The 15907-nt window shown below is 71.8% G+C and carries 15 protein-coding genes and 1 pseudogene; 7 read left to right on the top strand and 9 right to left on the bottom strand.

Annotation, left to right across the window (positions count from 1 at the left end; genetic code table 11):
• Positions 1 to 176 precede the first annotated feature (176 nt).
• The gene (locus K377_RS16325) at positions 177 to 524 is read right to left on the bottom strand and encodes a hypothetical protein (RefSeq protein WP_111664205.1); all 348 of its coding nucleotides are present in this window, start codon (positions 522 to 524) and stop codon (positions 177 to 179) included.
• A 109-nt stretch (positions 525 to 633) separates the two neighbouring features.
• Between K377_RS16325 and K377_RS16320 the strand changes: the two genes are divergently transcribed.
• Positions 634 to 915: a hypothetical protein gene (locus K377_RS16320; RefSeq protein ID WP_258395053.1), complete on the top strand. Its 282-nt coding sequence runs from the start codon at positions 634 to 636 to the stop codon at positions 913 to 915.
• Positions 916 to 1054: 139 nt separating this feature from the next.
• Here the strand turns inward: K377_RS16320 and hutH are convergent, their stop codons facing one another.
• The 5 genes from hutH to K377_RS16295 form a co-directional block, all read right to left on the bottom strand.
• Positions 1055 to 2593, bottom strand: coding sequence for a histidine ammonia-lyase (gene hutH, locus K377_RS16315; protein WP_111664050.1), 1539 nt, complete (start codon positions 2591 to 2593; stop codon positions 1055 to 1057).
• 64 nt (positions 2594 to 2657) lie between these two features.
• Positions 2658 to 3806: a sensor domain-containing diguanylate cyclase gene (locus K377_RS16310; RefSeq protein ID WP_111664049.1), complete on the bottom strand. Its 1149-nt coding sequence runs from the start codon at positions 3804 to 3806 to the stop codon at positions 2658 to 2660.
• A gap of 146 nt (positions 3807 to 3952) precedes the next feature.
• On the bottom strand, positions 3953 to 4756 hold the full coding sequence (locus K377_RS16305) for an enoyl-CoA hydratase/isomerase family protein (protein ID WP_111664048.1): 804 nt from the start codon (positions 4754 to 4756) through the stop codon (positions 3953 to 3955).
• Positions 4757 to 4802: 46 nt separating this feature from the next.
• Positions 4803 to 5921: an adenylate/guanylate cyclase domain-containing protein gene (locus K377_RS16300; protein ID WP_111664047.1), complete on the bottom strand. Its 1119-nt coding sequence runs from the start codon at positions 5919 to 5921 to the stop codon at positions 4803 to 4805.
• Positions 5922 to 6140: 219 nt separating this feature from the next.
• A complete protein-coding gene (locus K377_RS16295) occupies positions 6141 to 7016 on the bottom strand; it encodes a biotin--[acetyl-CoA-carboxylase] ligase (RefSeq protein WP_111664046.1) in 876 nt (291 codons plus the stop codon).
• Positions 7017 to 7141: 125 nt separating this feature from the next.
• Between K377_RS16295 and K377_RS16290 the strand changes: the two genes are divergently transcribed.
• The 4 genes from K377_RS16290 (at position 7142) to K377_RS16280 (ending at position 9814) form a co-directional block, all read left to right on the top strand.
• Positions 7142 to 8737 (top strand): acyl-CoA carboxylase subunit beta, encoded by a 1596-nt coding sequence (locus K377_RS16290; RefSeq protein ID WP_111664045.1) that lies wholly within the window; start codon positions 7142 to 7144, stop codon positions 8735 to 8737.
• An 11-nt stretch (positions 8738 to 8748) separates the two neighbouring features.
• A complete protein-coding gene (locus K377_RS16285) occupies positions 8749 to 8955 on the top strand; it encodes an acyl-CoA carboxylase epsilon subunit (protein ID WP_111664044.1) in 207 nt (68 codons plus the stop codon).
• 89 nt (positions 8956 to 9044) lie between these two features.
• The gene (gene mmpB, locus K377_RS42270) at positions 9045 to 9173 is read left to right on the top strand and encodes a morphogenic membrane protein MmpB (protein WP_258395052.1); all 129 of its coding nucleotides are present in this window, start codon (positions 9045 to 9047) and stop codon (positions 9171 to 9173) included.
• Between the two features lie 29 nt (positions 9174 to 9202).
• Positions 9203 to 9814, top strand: coding sequence for a nucleoside triphosphate pyrophosphatase (locus K377_RS16280; RefSeq protein ID WP_111664043.1), 612 nt, complete (start codon positions 9203 to 9205; stop codon positions 9812 to 9814).
• On the opposite strand, the gene K377_RS16275 is transcribed toward K377_RS16280, so the two are convergent.
• Positions 9786 to 10259, bottom strand: coding sequence for a hypothetical protein (locus K377_RS16275; RefSeq protein ID WP_111664042.1), 474 nt, complete (start codon positions 10257 to 10259; stop codon positions 9786 to 9788). The genes K377_RS16280 and K377_RS16275 overlap by 29 nt on opposite strands.
• A 353-nt stretch (positions 10260 to 10612) precedes the next feature.
• Here K377_RS16275 and K377_RS16270 point away from each other — a divergent pair, with 353 nt between their 5' ends.
• Positions 10613 to 12385, top strand: a complete 1773-nt coding sequence (locus tag K377_RS16270) for a biotin carboxylase N-terminal domain-containing protein (RefSeq protein ID WP_111664041.1) — start codon at positions 10613 to 10615, stop codon at positions 12383 to 12385.
• A gap of 114 nt (positions 12386 to 12499) precedes the next feature.
• Complete coding sequence (locus tag K377_RS16265; RefSeq protein ID WP_111664203.1) at positions 12500 to 13099, top strand: TetR/AcrR family transcriptional regulator; 600 nt, start codon at positions 12500 to 12502, stop codon at positions 13097 to 13099.
• A 133-nt stretch (positions 13100 to 13232) separates the two neighbouring features.
• Here the strand turns inward: K377_RS16265 and K377_RS16260 are convergent, their stop codons facing one another.
• Positions 13233 to 14156 (bottom strand): DeoR/GlpR family DNA-binding transcription regulator, encoded by a 924-nt coding sequence (locus K377_RS16260; RefSeq protein WP_237551352.1) that lies wholly within the window; start codon positions 14154 to 14156, stop codon positions 13233 to 13235.
• Positions 14157 to 14356: 200 nt separating this feature from the next.
• Positions 14357 to 15838, bottom strand: a pseudogene (locus tag K377_RS16255) (NAD(P)H-quinone dehydrogenase); the annotation flags it as partial.
• Positions 15839 to 15907 lie beyond the last annotated feature (69 nt).

The following is a 15907-nucleotide window of genomic DNA, read 5'->3' as shown; positions in this document are numbered from 1 at the left end:
GAACACAGGGGTTCCCCCTACCCATACATAACGCAATGACCGCTCCGGCCCGTTCCCGAGAAGCCCCGATGTGGGGGACACCACGTGAAAACTGGGGTGACCAGCGATGCACCCGTGGTAACAGCGGAACCCCGGGGCGGCTGTATCCGCCCCGGGGTTCCCCGTCGCACCAGCCGCTACACGTCGTTCTCGATGTCCTCCCCGTCATCATCCTCGTCGAGGTCCCAGTCCGGCGAATCGGGGTCGTAGTCGACCTGTTCGCTGGACCACGAGGCCTGGACGAGTTCGGCACCGGGCACGTCGGCGACCAGGTCGAACGGGTCCACCAGGTACGCGACGGCCTCCGCCTCGTCCTCCTGCACGGCGCTCTCCGCGTGCGCCCGCTCGCCCTCCGGCAGCTCCCCCTCGGCGGCGGACTCGGCGACGCGCTGGAGGGCGCCGCCGGTCAGTGCCTCCCCGTCGACGACCTCCAGGACCAATTCCACCTTCAGGCGAACAAAGCGTGACGTCTCATCAGTACTCATGACGCGGAGCGTACGGCCCGCGACCCGCGCGACTTTCACGTGACCCGCCCCTGTCACTAGGATCGGCCCACACGGCCAATTCGCCAGCGCCACAAGGGGGATCGCTTCCGTGTCCGTCGCACGTCGATCACTGCTCACCGCCACCGCCGCCGGAACGCTCCTCGGCGCCCTGTGGTTCGTCCCCAGCGCCACCGCGACCCCGGGGAACACGACCACCGCCGACCAGCAGCGCACCGCCGCCACGGTCGACACCCAGTCCGACCACCAACTCCGCCTGGCCGACACGGGAACGGTGGACACGACCCCGTACGTCGTCGGCGGCTCGGCCTTCCTGGGCCTGGGCGTGGCGTTCGTGGCGTACTCGGTCCGCAGGGAGCGCACGGTGGAGTAGGAGCGCCCCATAGATGGGGCGCCCCGTAAGGGGCGCGGGGCTGTGTCGATATGCGGCTCCGCCGCGTGAGCGCGACCAGCCGCAGCGCACCCGCGCCCGCAAACGGTCCGCACACGGCAGACGAGAAGGCGCGAACCCCCTAGGCCAGCGCCCCGGTCACCGCCTCGACAGCCTCGACGAGCGCCCCACTCCGCACGAACACATCAGCGGCGGCGAGATCGGGCGCCAGGAACCGGTCGGGCCCGGCCCCCTGAACCCCGGCCTCCCGAGCGGCAGCGATCACGGCCCGGGACGCGGGCGCGGCGACCAGTCCCTCCCGCAGCTCGACCCCCCGGGAGGCCGCGTACAGCTCGACGGCGACGATCCGCGCGAGATTGTCGACAGCCGTACGCAGCTTGCGCGCCGCCGACCACCCCATGGACACGTGGTCCTCCTGCATCGCGGAGGACGGGATCGAGTCGACCGACGCCGGCACGGCGAGCCGCTTCAGCTCGCTGACCAGCGCGGCCTGCGTGTACTGCGCGATCATGAGCCCCGAGTCGACCCCGGCGTCGTCCGCGAGGAACGGCGGAAGGCCGTGCGAGCGGTTCTTGTCGAGGAGCCGGTCGGTGCGCCGCTCGGCGATGGAGCCGAGGTCGGCGGCGGCGATGGCGAGGAAGTCGAGGACGTAGGCCACCGGCGCACCGTGGAAGTTGCCGTTGGACTCCACGCGCCCGTCGGGCAGCACCACGGGATTGTCGACGGCGGCGGCCAGCTCCCGCTCGGCGACGAGCCGCGCGTGCGCCATGGTGTCCCGCCCGGCCCCGGCGACCTGCGGAGCGCACCGCACGGAGTACGCGTCCTGCACGCGCGGCGCGTCGTCCTGGTGGTGCCCGGTGAGCTCCGAGCCCTTCAGCACGGCCAGCATGTTCGCGGCGGAGGCGGCCTGCCCCGGGTGCGGGCGGATGGCGTGCAGCTCGGGGGCGAGGACCTTGTCGGTGCCGAGCAGCGCTTCGAGCGACATCGCGGCGGTGACGTCGGCGGCCTTGTAGAGGTTGTCGAGGTCGTCGAGGGCCATGACGAGCATGCCGAGCATGCCGTCGGTGCCGTTCAGGAGGGCGAGCCCCTCCTTCTCGCGCAGCTCGACCGGCGCGATGCCGTGCGCGGCGAGCAGTTCACCGGCGGGCCGGACGACCCCGTCGGGGCCCTCGGCGTCCCCTTCGCCCATGAGCGTGAGCGCGCAGTGGCTGAGCGGGGCGAGGTCGCCGGAGCAGCCGAGCGAGCCGTACTCGTGGACGACCGGGGTGATGCCGGCGTTGAGCACGTCCGCCATCGTCTGCGCGACCTCGGGCCGTACGCCCGTGTGTCCGGAGCAGACGGTCTTCAGGCGCAGGAACATCAGCGCGCGCACCACTTCGCGCTCCACGCGCGGGCCCATGCCGGCGGCGTGCGAGCGCACGATGTTGCGCTGGAGCTGGGCGCGCAGCTCGGGGCTGATGTGCCGGGTGGCGAGGGCGCCGAACCCGGTGGAGACGCCGTAGACCGGCTCGGGCTTCGCGGCGAGCGCGTCGACGATCTCGCGGGCCGCGGTCAGCGCCGCGACGGCCTCGGCGGAGAGTTCGATCCGGGCGTCGCGGCGGGCGACGGCGACGACATCGGCGGCCGTGACCCCGGCCGTCCCCACCACCACAGTGTGCATATCCATATTCAGGAGCGTACGCAGTGAATCTCAGGATGTCACGACCGAGTTCCGGGAAAGACCCTTACTGGTCGAGACCCCGGATCCGGCGCCGCTCCCGCTCCCCGGTGACCGGCGGCGGGGCGTCGGCGAGCCGGACCACGGGATCGTCGAGGCCGCCGTCCCGCCCGGCGACCACCGGCCGCGCGGCGCGCAGCGCCTTGGCCTTGTACTGGGCGGCGTCCGCGAGCCGGAACAGCCGGCGCGCGCTTTTGACCTCCCCGATCGGGTCGCCGGTCGAGGCGATGCCGACCGCGACGCCCTCGCCGAGGTCCATCTCCGCCGCCCGCGAGCAGATCTCGTCGCCGACCCGCACCACGTCGTCGGCGGGCGGGCCGACGGCCAGCAGGCAGAACTCGTCGCCGCCGAGCCGGGCCACGAGCGCCCCGGGCAGCATCGCGCCGCACAGCGAGAGCACGGACCCGAACCGTTCGAGGAGCCGGTCGCCGATCGCGTGCCCGAGGGTGTCGTTGACCCGCTTGAGCCCGTTCAGGTCGCACACCACGAGGCTGACCACGGCGCCCTCGGCCCGGTGCCGCTCCACCGCCCGGTCGAGGCGTATGTCGACGGCCCGCCGGTTCGCGAGGCCGGTCAGCGCGTCCGTGAAGGCCAGCCGCCGGGCCTCCTCCAGGCGCTCGGTCTGCGCGAGCCCGGCGGCCACCACGGAGGCCAGTACGGTCGCGAGGTCGGCGTCCGCGGGGACGAACGCGGGGACGCCGCGGGGCCGCGCGACATACAGCTCGCCCCACGCCCGCCCGTGCAGCACGACCGGCGCGACGACACAGCTCCCGCGGCCCCGGCGGCGCAGCGCCGCCACCCGCTGATGGCAGTACCCGGCGTCCTCGACGGGCCCCGCGGCGGTCTCCACCCACGCGTCGGGCTCGCCGCCCCCGGCCCACCGCTCGTGCAGAAACTCGGTGATCTCCGGGAACTGGTGCACGGGATAGGTCTCGTCCTCCGGGAACTCCTCCTCGCCGGCCGTGCGCTCCCCGACATTGGCGAGGACCCGCAGCTGCCCGCGCTCGCGCTCCCAGACCGAAAGCGCGGCGAAGTTTCCCGACAGCGCATGACAGGCCCCGAGCGCGGCCGCCCGCCAGGACTCCCGCGGGGACTGCGCGGCCGCCATGCCCTGCGCGAGCATCACGACGGCCCGCAGCCGGACATCCTCTCCCATTAGTCCAGGTTAGGGACATTCCCGGCATTACGGTGAATTGTGTACACCCGATCAAGGGCTCCTGGGCGAGCGCAGCTCGCATCCAGGGGCGCGGGGAACTGCGCGAGAAGCGGCCACCGGCCCGCGGACGAAGGACCGCCCAGGGCTCAAACCCCGGGCCACCGAGGCGCCCGCTTCTCGTTGAACGCGGCGACCCCCTCGGCCCGGTCCCCCGAGAACGCCACGGACCGCCACGCCGCGTCCTCCACCTCAAGGCCGGCCCGCAGATCGAGCCCGTGCCCGAGCCGCAGCGCCCGCTTGGCGGCGCGCAGCCCGACGGGCGAGTTGGTGGCGATCCGGGCGGCCAGCGCGAGCGCTTCGGTACGGTCCTGCCCCGCGTCCACGAGCTGGTCGACGAGCCCCAGCTCCCGCGCCTCCGGCGCTTCGAGGCGCCGCGCGGTGAAGATCAGCTCGGCGGCGCGCGCGGCCCCGACCCGGCGCGGCAGCAACTGCGTACCGCCACCGCCGGGAATCACCCCGACCGACACCTCGGGCAGCCCGACCACGGCGCTCGCGTCGGCCACGATCAGGTCGCAGGCGAGCGCCAGCTCGAACCCGCCCCCGAGCGCGAAGCCGTGCACCGCGGCGATCGTCGGCATCGGCAGGTCCAGTACGCCCGTGTAGGCGGCCCGCGCGACCGGCCGCTGCCGGACCAGCTCGGCGTCCGAGAAGGAGTTGCGCTCCTTCAGGTCGGCGCCGACACAGAAGGCCCGCTCGCTGCTGGAGGTGACGACCACGACCCGTACGCCGCTGTCGGCACCCAGCGCCTCGCACGCGGCGCCGATGGACCGGGCCATGTCGCTGGACACGGCGTTCATGGCCTTGGGCCGGTCGAGCGTCAGCTCGGCGACGGTGCCGTCCTCGTGCCGTGTGACGCCGACGAACTCCCCGAACCGCTGGTCCTCACCCACGACTGCGCACCTCCACTGGCGGTTAACTGGCGTTAACCGGAGGGTGTCAGGTGCGGCGGGTCAGCGTCCAGGGCTCGACGACACCGAGACCACGTACGGGCCGCTGCCACATGGGCTGCAACGCGAACCGGTACGACGGCGGCTCCTCGCCGTGCTCCTCGGCCTTCTGCGCCTCGACGGCGGCCTCGGCCTCCGACGTCGGCGCGTCGCCGGTGCGGATCAGTTCCTCGGCGAAGGCGCCGTCGACGAGCACGTTGTCCCGGGGCGCTATCGAGGTCAGCCTGCTCGCGAGGTTCACGGTGGTGCCGAAGACATCGCCCATCCGGGTCGTCACGGTCCCGAACGCCATGCCGACGCGCAGCTCCGGCATGGTCTCGTCGTTGCTCATCGTCTCGATGAGCCGCAGCGCGATCTCGCCCGCGATCCCGGCGTCGTCGGCGGCGAACAGAACCTCGTCGCCGAGCGTCTTGATGAGCCGCCCGCCGTGCGCGGCGACCAGGTCGGCGGCCGTGGTCTCGAAGGCCTCGACCAGTTCGCCGAGCTCCTCCTCCTCCATCCGCCGGGTCAGCCGCGTGAACCCGACCAGGTCGGCGAAGCCGACGGCGAGCCGTCGGTCCACCATCTCCTCGTCGTCCCCGGCCTGGACGACCCGCCCGGTGGCCGCGGCCAGCTGCCGCCGCCACACGTAGACGAGGAACTCCTCCAGCTCGGGCAGGAGCAGCTCTATCAGCGGATACGTGACCTCGGTACGGGTCATTCCCGGCTCCGGCGGCTCGGTGAGCCCCTCCAGGAACGAGTCGATCTGCCACTCGGCGAGTCGCGCCGTGGTCTGCCCGGTGGACCGGGCCACCTGCACCGCCATGGCCTCACTGAGCAGCCCCGCCTCGACGAGACCGGCGAGGCGGCGCAGCGCCAGGACATCGGCCTCGGTCAGCGCCTTGGCCTGCCCGATGTCGGCGAAGCCCATGGCCCGCCAGAACCGGGAGGCCAGCTCCATGGAGACGCCCGCGCTGCGGGCCGCCTGGAACGGGGTGTAGCGGCGCTCCGCGCCGAGGATGAGCCCTTCGAGCCGCAGGGCGAGGGGATCCTGATCCTCGGTGTGCTCTTCGGCCTCTTCGGGGTCGCCTTGGCCACCCGTGCCGGAGCCCGAGTCGTCGACGCTCACGCCTGCTGCCCTTCCGATCTGCCGCGGTCAGGTATCGACCGGGCTCAACTGTACGGCAGCCCCTGTGCGCCAGGTCACTCCGCTCGCACCGGGTCCCTCCGTGTCCCCTCGTCTGCGGCCCGGTGGCCGCTTCTCGCGCAGTTCCCCGCGCCCCTGAGCGAGCTGCGCTCGCTCAGGGGCGCGGGGAACTGCGCGACCAGCCACGACGGTGGTGCGGGTCTAGGCAGGGCGGAGGTGGATGATGTCGCCGGCCGAGACCGGTTCGGGGGAGCCGTCGGGCGGGGTGATCACCAGGCGGCCGTCGGCGTCCACGGCGACGGCCTCCCCCACAAGATCCCGCCCCCCGGGCAACTGGGCCCGCACAGTGCGCCCCAGCGTCGCGCACCCCGCCGCATACGTCGCCTGCAACCCCGACACCCCGGGGTCCCCCTGCGCGGCGCACCACTCCAGATACCAGCGCTCGAACGACCGTAGAACGGCCCGCAGCAACGGCTCCCGGTCAAGAACCTTGGCCCCGGCCAGCGCCAGCGACCCGGCGGTGGGAACCGGCAGCTCGTCGGCGCGCAGCGACACGTTCAGCCCGATCCCGACGACGACCCCGTCCGCGCCGGCCCGCTCGGCGAGGATGCCGGCGGCCTTGCGCTCCTCGTCGCCGACGGTGAGCAACAGGTCGTTGGGCCACTTCAGCGCCGTGTCGACCCCGGCCGCCGAGGAGAGCCCCGTGGCGAGCGCGACCCCGGCGAGCAGCGGCAGCCACCCCCACCGCTCCACCGGCACCTCGTGCTCCCCGGGCTTGAGCAGCACCGAGAAGAACAGCCCGGAGCGCGGCGGAGCCGACCAGCGCCGGTCGAGCCGCCCGCGCGCGGCGCTCTGCTCCTCGGCGATCAGCACGGCCCCCTCGGCGAGGGCCCCGGAGGAGGCCCGGTCCACCAGGTCGGTGTTGGTGGAGCCGGTACGGGGCAGCACTTCGAGGGACGACCACAGCCCGTCCCCGCGCAGGAGGGAGCGGCGCAGCCCCGCCTGGCCCAGCGGTGGCCGGTCCAGGTCGGACCAGCGGTTGTTCCCGTGCACGTCTGAACCATCTCGCGGCGTCATGCAACCCAGCGTAGGTGTGGCAAACGCCGCACTGCCGAGCCGTATTCGCGCCACTACGCTACGAGTCAGTAGCCACCGCACCGTCCCCCACCCCACGAACTGACCAGGCAGGGAGCCGCATCCCGATGTCCGAGTTGGAAGAGAAGCCCGACATCCACACCACCGCAGGCAAGATCGAGGATCTGCGGCGCCGGATCGACGAGGCGACCCACGCGGGTTCGGCCCGCGCGGTCGAGAAGCAGCACGCCAAGGGCAAGCTGACGGCCCGTGAGCGGATCGACCTGCTGATGGACGAGGACTCGTTCGTGGAGCTGGACGAGTTCGCGCGGCACCGCTCGACCGATTTCGGCCTGGACGCCAACAAGCCGTACGGCGACGGCGTCGTCACCGGGTACGGGACCGTGGACGGCCGTCCCGTCGCCGTCTTCTCGCAGGACTTCACCGTCTTCGGCGGCGCGCTCGGCGAGGTCTTCGGCCAGAAGATCATGAAGGTGATGGACTTCGCGCTGAAGACCGGCTGCCCGGTCATCGGCATCAACGACTCAGGCGGCGCCCGCATCCAGGAGGGTGTGATGGCGCTGGGCATGTACGGCGAGATCTTCCGCCGCAACACCCACGCCTCGGGCGTCATCCCGCAGATCAGCCTGGTCGTCGGCCCGTGCGCGGGCGGGGCCGTCTACTCCCCCGCGATCACCGACTTCACGGTCATGGTCGACCAGACCAGCCACATGTTCATCACCGGGCCCGACGTCATCAAGACGGTCACCGGCGAGGACGTCGGCTTCGAGGAGCTGGGCGGCGCGCGGGCGCACAACTCGCGCTCCGGCGTCGCGCACCACATGGCGGGTGACGAGAAGGACGCCATCGAGTACGTGAAGTCGCTGCTGTCCTACCTGCCGTCGAACAACCTGAGCGAGCCGCCGGCCTTCCCCGAGGAGGCCGACCTGGCCGTCACGGACGAGGACCGCGAGCTGGACGTCATCGTCCCGGACAGCGCCAACCAGCCGTACGACATGCACACGGTGATCGAACACGTCCTGGACGACGCCGAGTTCTTCGAGACGCAGTCGCTGTTCGCGCCGAACATCCTGACCGGCTTCGGCCGGGTCGAGGGCCGACCGGTCGGCATCGTCGCCAACCAGCCGATGCAGTTCGCCGGCTGCCTCGACATCCACGCGAGCGAGAAGGCCGCGCGGTTCGTCCGCACGTGTGACGCCTTCAACGTGCCCGTGCTGACGTTCGTCGACGTCCCCGGCTTCCTGCCGGGCGTCGAGCAGGAGCACGAGGGCATCATCCGGCGCGGCGCCAAGCTGATCTACGCGTACGCCGAGGCGACCGTCCCGCTGATCACGATCATCACGCGCAAGGCGTTCGGCGGCGCGTACGACGTCATGGGCTCCAAGCACCTGGGCGCCGACCTGAACCTGGCCTGGCCCACCGCCCAGATCGCGGTCATGGGCGCGCAGGGCGCGGTCAACATCCTGCACCGCAAGACGATCGCGGCGGCCGAGGCGGCCGGGAACGTCGAGGAGACGCGGGCGCAGCTCATCCAGCAGTACGAGGACACGCTCCTCAACCCCTACACGGCGGCCGAGCGCGGCTACGTCGACGCGGTGATCCTGCCGTCGGACACCCGCGCCCACGTCGTGAAGGGGCTGCGTCAGCTGCGCACGAAGCGGGAGAGCCTGCCCCCGAAGAAGCACGGCAACATCCCCCTCTAGGAGCCCCGGTCATGATGATCAAGGTCGTACGAGGAAACCCGACCCCCGAGGAGCTGGCCGCCGCACTGGCGGTGGTCCAGGCCCGGGCCGCGGCGGCGCCCGAAGCCCCGGCGGCCGCGGCCGAGCGGGACGCGTGGGCCGACCCCTCCCGCATCGCCGGCCGCCGGCTGCCCGCCCCGGGCCCGGCGAGCTGGTCGCGTACCTACTGGCCCGCGTGAGCCGGCCGGAACAAAATAGTCCGCTCGCGCGGGGCGCCTGAGTACGCGTACTCAGGCGCCCCGCGCGAGCGCGTCGCAGTATCGGTGGCGTGCTGTGGTCGGATCCCGAGGACAAGCCTCCCGAGGAACTTCGCGCGACGCAGGGGATGCTGCGGCGGGCGAGCTTCGTGCTGGCACTCGCGATGGTGCTGATCATGTTTCTGCTCGGCGTGTTCTGAGCGGCGGGCGGTTCTATACGCTGGCTGCCATGACGCCGTCTCGCCGCCTGATCCTGGCCTCCCAGTCCCCCGCCCGCCTCGGTCTGCTGCGGCAGGCCGGTTTCGCGCCGGAGGTCATCGTCAGCGGCTTCGACGAGGACGCCGTGACGGCCCCGACCCCGGCGGAGCTCGCGCTCGCCCTCGCCGAGGCCAAGGCCTCCGTCGTGGCCGCCCGGCCCGAGGCCCGGGACGCGCTGGTCGTCGGCTGCGACTCCGTCCTCGATCTGGACGGCGAGCCGCTCGGCAAGCCCGCCGACGCCGAGGAGGCCACGGCCCGCTGGAAGGCGATGCGGGGCCGCGCTGGCACCCTCCAGACGGGCCACTGCGTCTACGACACCGCGACCGGCCGGTACGCCTCGGGCATCGGGTCCACCGTGGTCCGGTTCGGCGAGCCGACCGACGCCGAGATCGCCGCGTACGTGGCGACGGGCGAGCCCCTCCACGTGGCGGGCGCCTTCACCCTCGACGGGCGCTCGGCGCCCTTCATCGACGGCATCGACGGCGACCACGGCAACGTCATCGGGCTGTCGCTGCCGCTGCTGCGCCGCCTGCTGACGGAACTGGGCGTCAGCGTCACGGAGTTGTGGGCGCCGGAGGGCTAGCGGGCCCGGCCGGCGGCGCGGGCCGCGCGTCCTGCGTGGTCTTGTCCCGGCGGTCGTAGGCCACCAGCGTCAGCACGACGAGGCCGAGCACGACCATCATGGCGACGAACGCGAGCCAGCCCACCAGGCCGATCGCGAACGCACCGAGCAGCCCGTGCACCACGGCCACGCTGATCAGCAGGATCCGTCCGAAGCCGCCCGGCGCCCGGTCGGTGATCGCGGCGCGCAGCAGCACCACGGCGCACAGCAGCAGGTAGAGGCCGAAGACGCCGCCCGCGACCCAGGCGCCGACGGACATCGCACGCGGGTCGAGACCGGCCAGGGACATCTCCTGGTGGTCGACCACCAGGCCGAGGAACCAGTTCAGGAAGGCGATTCCGAGCGCCTCCGCGATGAGCACGATCGCGGCCACCCACGCCACCGGCCTGCGGGCCACCGGCCCCACCCACTTTCCCCTGAGCCATCGCCTGTTACTGCGAGTACGTCGAGACATCGCGAACGCTACTAACGGGTAAACCTCCCGACAAGGGTTCTGGCGAAGGCAAAGAATCGTTGGGCCATTCGTAGGGACTCCACAAAGAAAGCCGACCGGCCGCAGCGCGGTCTCACAGAGACCTAGACCACACAGCGGGGATAGGGTTCGACCGAGGGATCCCCTGCAGCCAGGCGCGACAAGGGATTTCCGGGACCGAGCAGCCCTCGAGTCACACTCCGTGTGGGCAAGCTCACCATTGGGGATGGGTCGTAAGCCCGTGTCGGCTGTCCCTAAACTCGGCTTGTTTCAAGGAGGGAGCCATCGTGCGCAAGGTGCTCATCGCCAACCGTGGCGAAATCGCTGTCCGCGTGGCCCGGGCGTGCCGGGACGCCGGGATCGCAAGCGTTGCCGTCTACGCCGATCCGGACCGGGACGCTCTGCACGTCCGCGCGGCCGACGAGGCCTTCGCGCTGGGTGGTGACACCCCGGCGACGAGCTATCTGGACATCGCCAAGGTGTTGCAGGCCGCCAAGGACTCCGGCGCGGACGCCATCCACCCGGGCTACGGATTCCTGTCGGAGAACGCGGAGTTCGCCCAGGCCGTGCTGGACGCGGAGCTGATCTGGATCGGTCCGCCGCCGCACGCCATCCGGGACCTCGGTGACAAGGTCGCCGCCCGGCACATCGCGCAGCGCGCCGGTGCCCCGCTGGTGGCGGGCACCCCGGACCCGGTCTCGGGCGCGGAGGAGGTCGTGGCCTTCGCCGAGGAGCACGGCCTGCCGATCGCGATCAAGGCCGCCTTCGGTGGCGGCGGCCGCGGCCTGAAGGTCGCCCGCACGCTCGAAGAGGTGCCGGAGCTGTACGACTCCGCGGTGCGCGAGGCCGTGGCCGCGTTCGGCCGCGGTGAGTGCTTCGTGGAGCGCTACCTGGACAAGCCCCGGCACGTGGAGACCCAGTGCCTGGCCGACTCCCACGGCAACGTGGTGGTCGTCTCGACCCGTGACTGCTCGCTCCAGCGCCGCCACCAGAAGCTGGTGGAGGAGGCCCCGGCGCCGTTCCTGTCGGACGCCCAGGTCGAGGAGCTGTACTCCGCGTCCAAGGCGATCCTGAAGGAGGCCGGCTACGTCGGCGCCGGCACGGTCGAGTTCCTGGTCGGCGCGGACGGCACGATCTCCTTCCTGGAGGTCAACACCCGCCTCCAGGTCGAGCACCCGGTCACCGAAGAGGTCGCCGGCATCGACCTGGTCCGCGAGATGTTCCGGATCGCCGACGGCGAGGAGCTCGGCTACGGCGACCCCGTGCTGCGCGGTCACTCTTTCGAGTTCCGGATCAACGGTGAGGACCCGGGCCGCAACTTCCTGCCCGCGCCCGGCACCGTCACCAGGTTCGAGGGCCCGGCAGGCCCCGGTGTCCGTCTGGACGCCGGTGTCGAGTCCGGCTCCGTGATCGGTCCGGCCTGGGACTCGCTGCTCGCGAAGCTGATCGTGACCGGCCGCACCCGCAAGGAGGCCCTGGAGCGGGCCTCCCGCGCGCTGGCCGAGTTCGAGGTCGAGGGCATGGCCACCGCCATCCCGTTCCACCGCAAGGTCGTCGTCGACCCGGCGTTCGCCCCCGAACTGACCGGCTCCGACGAGCCGTTCACCATCTTCACCCGGTGGATCGAGACCGAGTTCGTCAACGACATCCCGCCGTTCGCCGCGCCCGCGGCCGACGGTGAGGAGGACGAGGCCGGCCGCGAGACCGTCGTCGTCGAGGTCGGTGGCAAACGTCTCGAGGTGTCGCTGCCCGCCGGGATGGGCATGTCGCTGGCCCGCACCGGGCTCAACGCGGGCGCCAAGCCCAAGCGGCGCGCGGCCAAGAAGTCCGGCCCCGCCGCCTCCGGTGACACCCTCGCCTCCCCGATGCAGGGCACGATCGTGAAGATCGCCGTCGAGGAGGGCCAGGAGGTCAAGGAGGGCGACCTGATCGTCGTCCTGGAGGCCATGAAGATGGAGCAGCCGCTCAACGCGCACAAGTCCGGCACCATCAAGGGCCTGTCCGCCGAGGTCGGCGCCTCGCTCACCTCCGGTGCCGCCATCTGCGAGATCAAGGACTGACCGTCCGATCCGGTTGTACCGAGCGCCCGTTGGCCCCGCGAGGGGCCGGCGGGCGCTTCGCCGTCGTACCGGAACGATCAGGCATCCTTGAAGGCCCGCACCCTGGGAGAGCTCATGACGCCCGAGACCGCGCACGCCGGTGCCCGACCCATGCGGGCGGACGCGCGCCGCAACTACGAGCGGCTGCTCGTCGTCGCCCGTGCGGCGTTCGCCGAGCACGGGACGTCGGCGTCCCTGGAGGACGTGGCGCGCGGCGCCGGGGTCGGCATCGGCACCCTGTACCGGCACTTCCCCAACCGGTACGCGCTGTTGAGCGCCGTCTTCGAGGAGGCCGTGACCGAACTCCTCGACCGCTCCCGGGCGCTGCTCGACGCCCCGCAGCCGTGCTCCGCACTCGTGGCGTGGCTGCGGGACATCATCACCCACGCGAGCGAGTACCGCGGCCTGTCGGGCGCCCTCATGTCGGCGTCCCAGGACGCCAGTTCCGCTCTCGCCCGGTGCAGTGCGCCGATGCGCGAGGCGGGGCAGGCGCTCCTGACGCGGGCCCAGGAGTCGGGGGCTGTGCGCCGGGACGTCTCCATCTCGGATCTGCTGCAACTGACCAACGCGATCGCGCTGGCCGCTGAGGAGACCCCGTCCGACCCGGGCCTGGCTGATCGCCTGCTGACGTTGACGCTGCGGGGCATCACCCGGTCAAGCCCCTCCGGCGATTGACCACGGCTCGTCGCCGGGTGCGCGTCCGTCGTGGCTGAGCGCGCAGTTCCCCGCGCCCCCGGCGGCGATCACATCAGCCACATCAAGCCCCTCCGGCGATTGAGGAGCGGGGTCCGGGGCGGAGCCCCAGGCCCTAGCGGCGTCGTAGATCGGCCACCCTCGCCGAGCGCTCCGGGGCTGGTTCCATCGCGGCAGCGTTCCGCAATGGGTGTCCCCCGCCGGGGAGTTGGCCGCGGCGCTGGACCGGGAGCGGGACATCCCTGCGGGACTGCCGTGCCGGAGCGGAGTCACCGCCCCCGGCGGAGCCAGGCCCCGAGCCCGCGACGGCGATCTGCACACCCTGGTCGGCCAGCGCCTGCAACTCGGTGGCGGCGCGGTCGTCGTGGGCGGGCGGCTCGTCGGTGACGAGACGCGTGATCACATCCGTGGGCACCGTCTGGAACATGGTGTCCGTGCCGAGCTTCGAGTGATCGGCGAGGACCACCACCTCGGCGGCGGCCTGGACGAGCGCCCGGTCCACCGACGCCGACAGCATGTTGGACGTGGACAGACCGCGCTCGGCCGTCAGGCCGCTCCCGGACAGGAACGCCCGCGACACTCTCAGCCCCTGGAGGGACTGCTCGGCACCGCTGCCCACCAGGGCGTAGTTGGAACCCCGCAGCGTGCCACCGGTCATGACGACCTCGACCCGGTTGGCATGGGCCAACGCCTGGGCGACGAGGAGCGAGTTGGTGACGACGGTCAGGCCCGGCACACGCGCGAGCCGGCGGGCCAGCTCCTGCGTGGTCGTCCCCGCGCCCACCACGATGGCCTCGCCCTCTTCGACGAGACCCGCGGCGAGATCGGCGATGGCCGTTTTCTCTGCGGTCGCGAGATGTGACTTCTGCGGAAAACCGGACTCCCGCGTGAATCCGCCCGGCAATACCGCACCGCCGTGCCGGCGGTCGAGGAGTCCTTCTGCCTCCAGTGCGCGCACGTCCCGCCGCACGGTCACTTCGGAGGTCTGGACGACGCGGGCGAGTTCACGGAGCGATACAGCCCCGTTGGCTCGCACCATTTCGAGGATCAATTGACGACGTTCTGCAGCGAACACGAAACTGACAGTAACCCCAACGACCGTCTGGTTTCAGCAGTTTGCGCCGAATTACAGATTCTGTTCATGCCAGACCCCCGGAAGTGGTATACGCACGGCGGGGTGCCTACCCGCCGTGCCTATGCCTCCCGCATGGGCCGCGACTCAGTGTGACAACGGGCCGGTCAGCCCTCTTCGGCGAGCTTGCGCGTGTGCAGCTGCCGGGCGACCTCGGCGATCGATCCGGACAGCGAGGGGTACACCGTGAACGCGTTCGCGATCTGCTCGACCGTCAGATTGTTGTCGACCGCGATCGAGATGGGGTGGATCAGTTCCGAAGCGCGGGGAGCCACGACCACACCGCCGACCACGATGCCGGTGCCGGGGCGGCAGAAGATCTTGACGAAGCCGTCCCTAATGCCCTGCATCTTGGCGCGCGGGTTGCGCAGCAGCGGCAGCTTGACGACACGGGCGTCGAACTTCCCGCCGTCCACGTCCGCCTGGGAGACGCCCACCGTGGCGATCTCGGGGTCGGTGAAGACGTTCGACGAGACCGTCTTGAGGTTCAGCGGGGCCACCGCGTCGCCCAGGAAGTGGTACATCGCGATGCGCCCCTGCATCGCGGCCACGGACGCCAGCGCGAACACTCCGGTGACGTCTCCGGCCGCGTACACGCCAGGAGCGGTCGTGCGCGAGACCTTGTCGGTCCAGATGTGACCGGAGTCCTTCACCTTGACCCCGGCGCCCTCCAGGCCGAGCCCCTCGCTGTTGGGGATCGCGCCGACCGCCATCAGGCAGTGCGTGCCGGAGATGACCCGGCCGTCGGAGAGCGTGACCTCGACGCGGTCGCCGACGCGCTTGGCGGAGGCGGCGCGCGAGCGGGCCATGACGTTCATGCCACGGCGCCGGAAGACGTCCTCCAGGACGGCGGCGGCGTCCGGGTCCTCGCCCGGGAGCACCCGGTCGCGGGAGGAGACGAGGGTGACCTTGGAGCCGAGGGCCTGGTAGGCGCCGGCGAACTCGGCGCCCGTCACACCGGAACCGACCACGATGAGCTCCTCGGGGAGCTCATCGAGGTCGTAGACCTGCGTCCAGTTCAGGATCCGCTCGCCGTCGGGCTGGGCGTCCGGGACCTCGCGCGGGTGGCCGCCGGTCGCGAGCAGCACGGCGTCGGCCGTGAGGGTCTCCTCGGTGCCGTCGGCGGCGGTGACGATCACCTTGCGGGAGCCGTCGAGGTCCTGCTGGCCGTCGAGCCGGCCGCGGCCGCGCAGCACGCGCGCGCCCGCACGCGTGACGGACGCGGTGATGTCGTGGGACTGGGCGAGCGCGAGGCGCTTCACCCGGCGGTTGACCTTGCCGAGGTCGACGCCGACGACGCGGGCCGGGGAGTCCGGGTCCGGGGTGTCGTCCTCGACGATGATCCCCAACTCCTCGTACGAAGAGTCGAAGGTGGTCATCACCTCGGCCGTGGCGATCAGGGTCTTCGACGGCACGCAGTCGGTGAGCACCGACGCACCGCCCAGACCGTCGCAGTCGACGACGGTCACCTCCGCGCCGAGCTGGGCGGCCACCAGTGCCGCCTCGTATCCGCCAGGTCCGCCACCGATGATCACGATCCGAGTCACATGCCCCATTGTCCCGCACGCAACAATGGGGCGTCCTGTCGGGGTGCGTGCCGTGGATCCTGCCTGGTACGGACTTCACCCGGGGTCCCGGCCGTCCCTGTCGTACCCTCG

The sequence above is a fragment of the Streptomyces sp. PsTaAH-137 genome (assembly GCF_003259365.1).
In the GTDB taxonomy this organism is placed as follows: Bacteria; Actinomycetota; Actinomycetes; order Streptomycetales; family Streptomycetaceae; genus Streptomyces.
This window is presented reverse-complemented; position numbering and strand designations above follow the sequence as displayed.

Bases quoted from the DNA above. Each gene is read 5' to 3' on its own strand.
- K377_RS16265 (WP_111664203.1), top strand. From the start codon at position 12,500: ATGACGCCCGAGACCGCGCACGCCGGTGCCCGACCCATGCGGGCGGAC.
- K377_RS16285 (WP_111664044.1), top strand. From the start codon at position 8,749: ATGATGATCAAGGTCGTACGAGGAAACCCGACCCCCGAGGAGCTGGCC.
- K377_RS16260 (WP_237551352.1), bottom strand. From the start codon at position 14,156: ATGGTGCGAGCCAACGGGGCTGTATCGCTCCGTGAACTCGCCCGCGTC.
- K377_RS16295 (WP_111664046.1), bottom strand. From the start codon at position 7,016: ATGACGCCGCGAGATGGTTCAGACGTGCACGGGAACAACCGCTGGTCC.
- K377_RS16280 (WP_111664043.1), top strand. From the start codon at position 9,203: ATGACGCCGTCTCGCCGCCTGATCCTGGCCTCCCAGTCCCCCGCCCGC.
- K377_RS16325 (WP_111664205.1), bottom strand. From the start codon at position 524: ATGAGTACTGATGAGACGTCACGCTTTGTTCGCCTGAAGGTGGAATTG.
- hutH (WP_111664050.1), bottom strand. From the start codon at position 2,593: ATGCACACTGTGGTGGTGGGGACGGCCGGGGTCACGGCCGCCGATGTC.
- K377_RS16310 (WP_111664049.1), bottom strand. From the start codon at position 3,806: ATGGGAGAGGATGTCCGGCTGCGGGCCGTCGTGATGCTCGCGCAGGGC.
- K377_RS16290 (WP_111664045.1), top strand. From the start codon at position 7,142: ATGTCCGAGTTGGAAGAGAAGCCCGACATCCACACCACCGCAGGCAAG.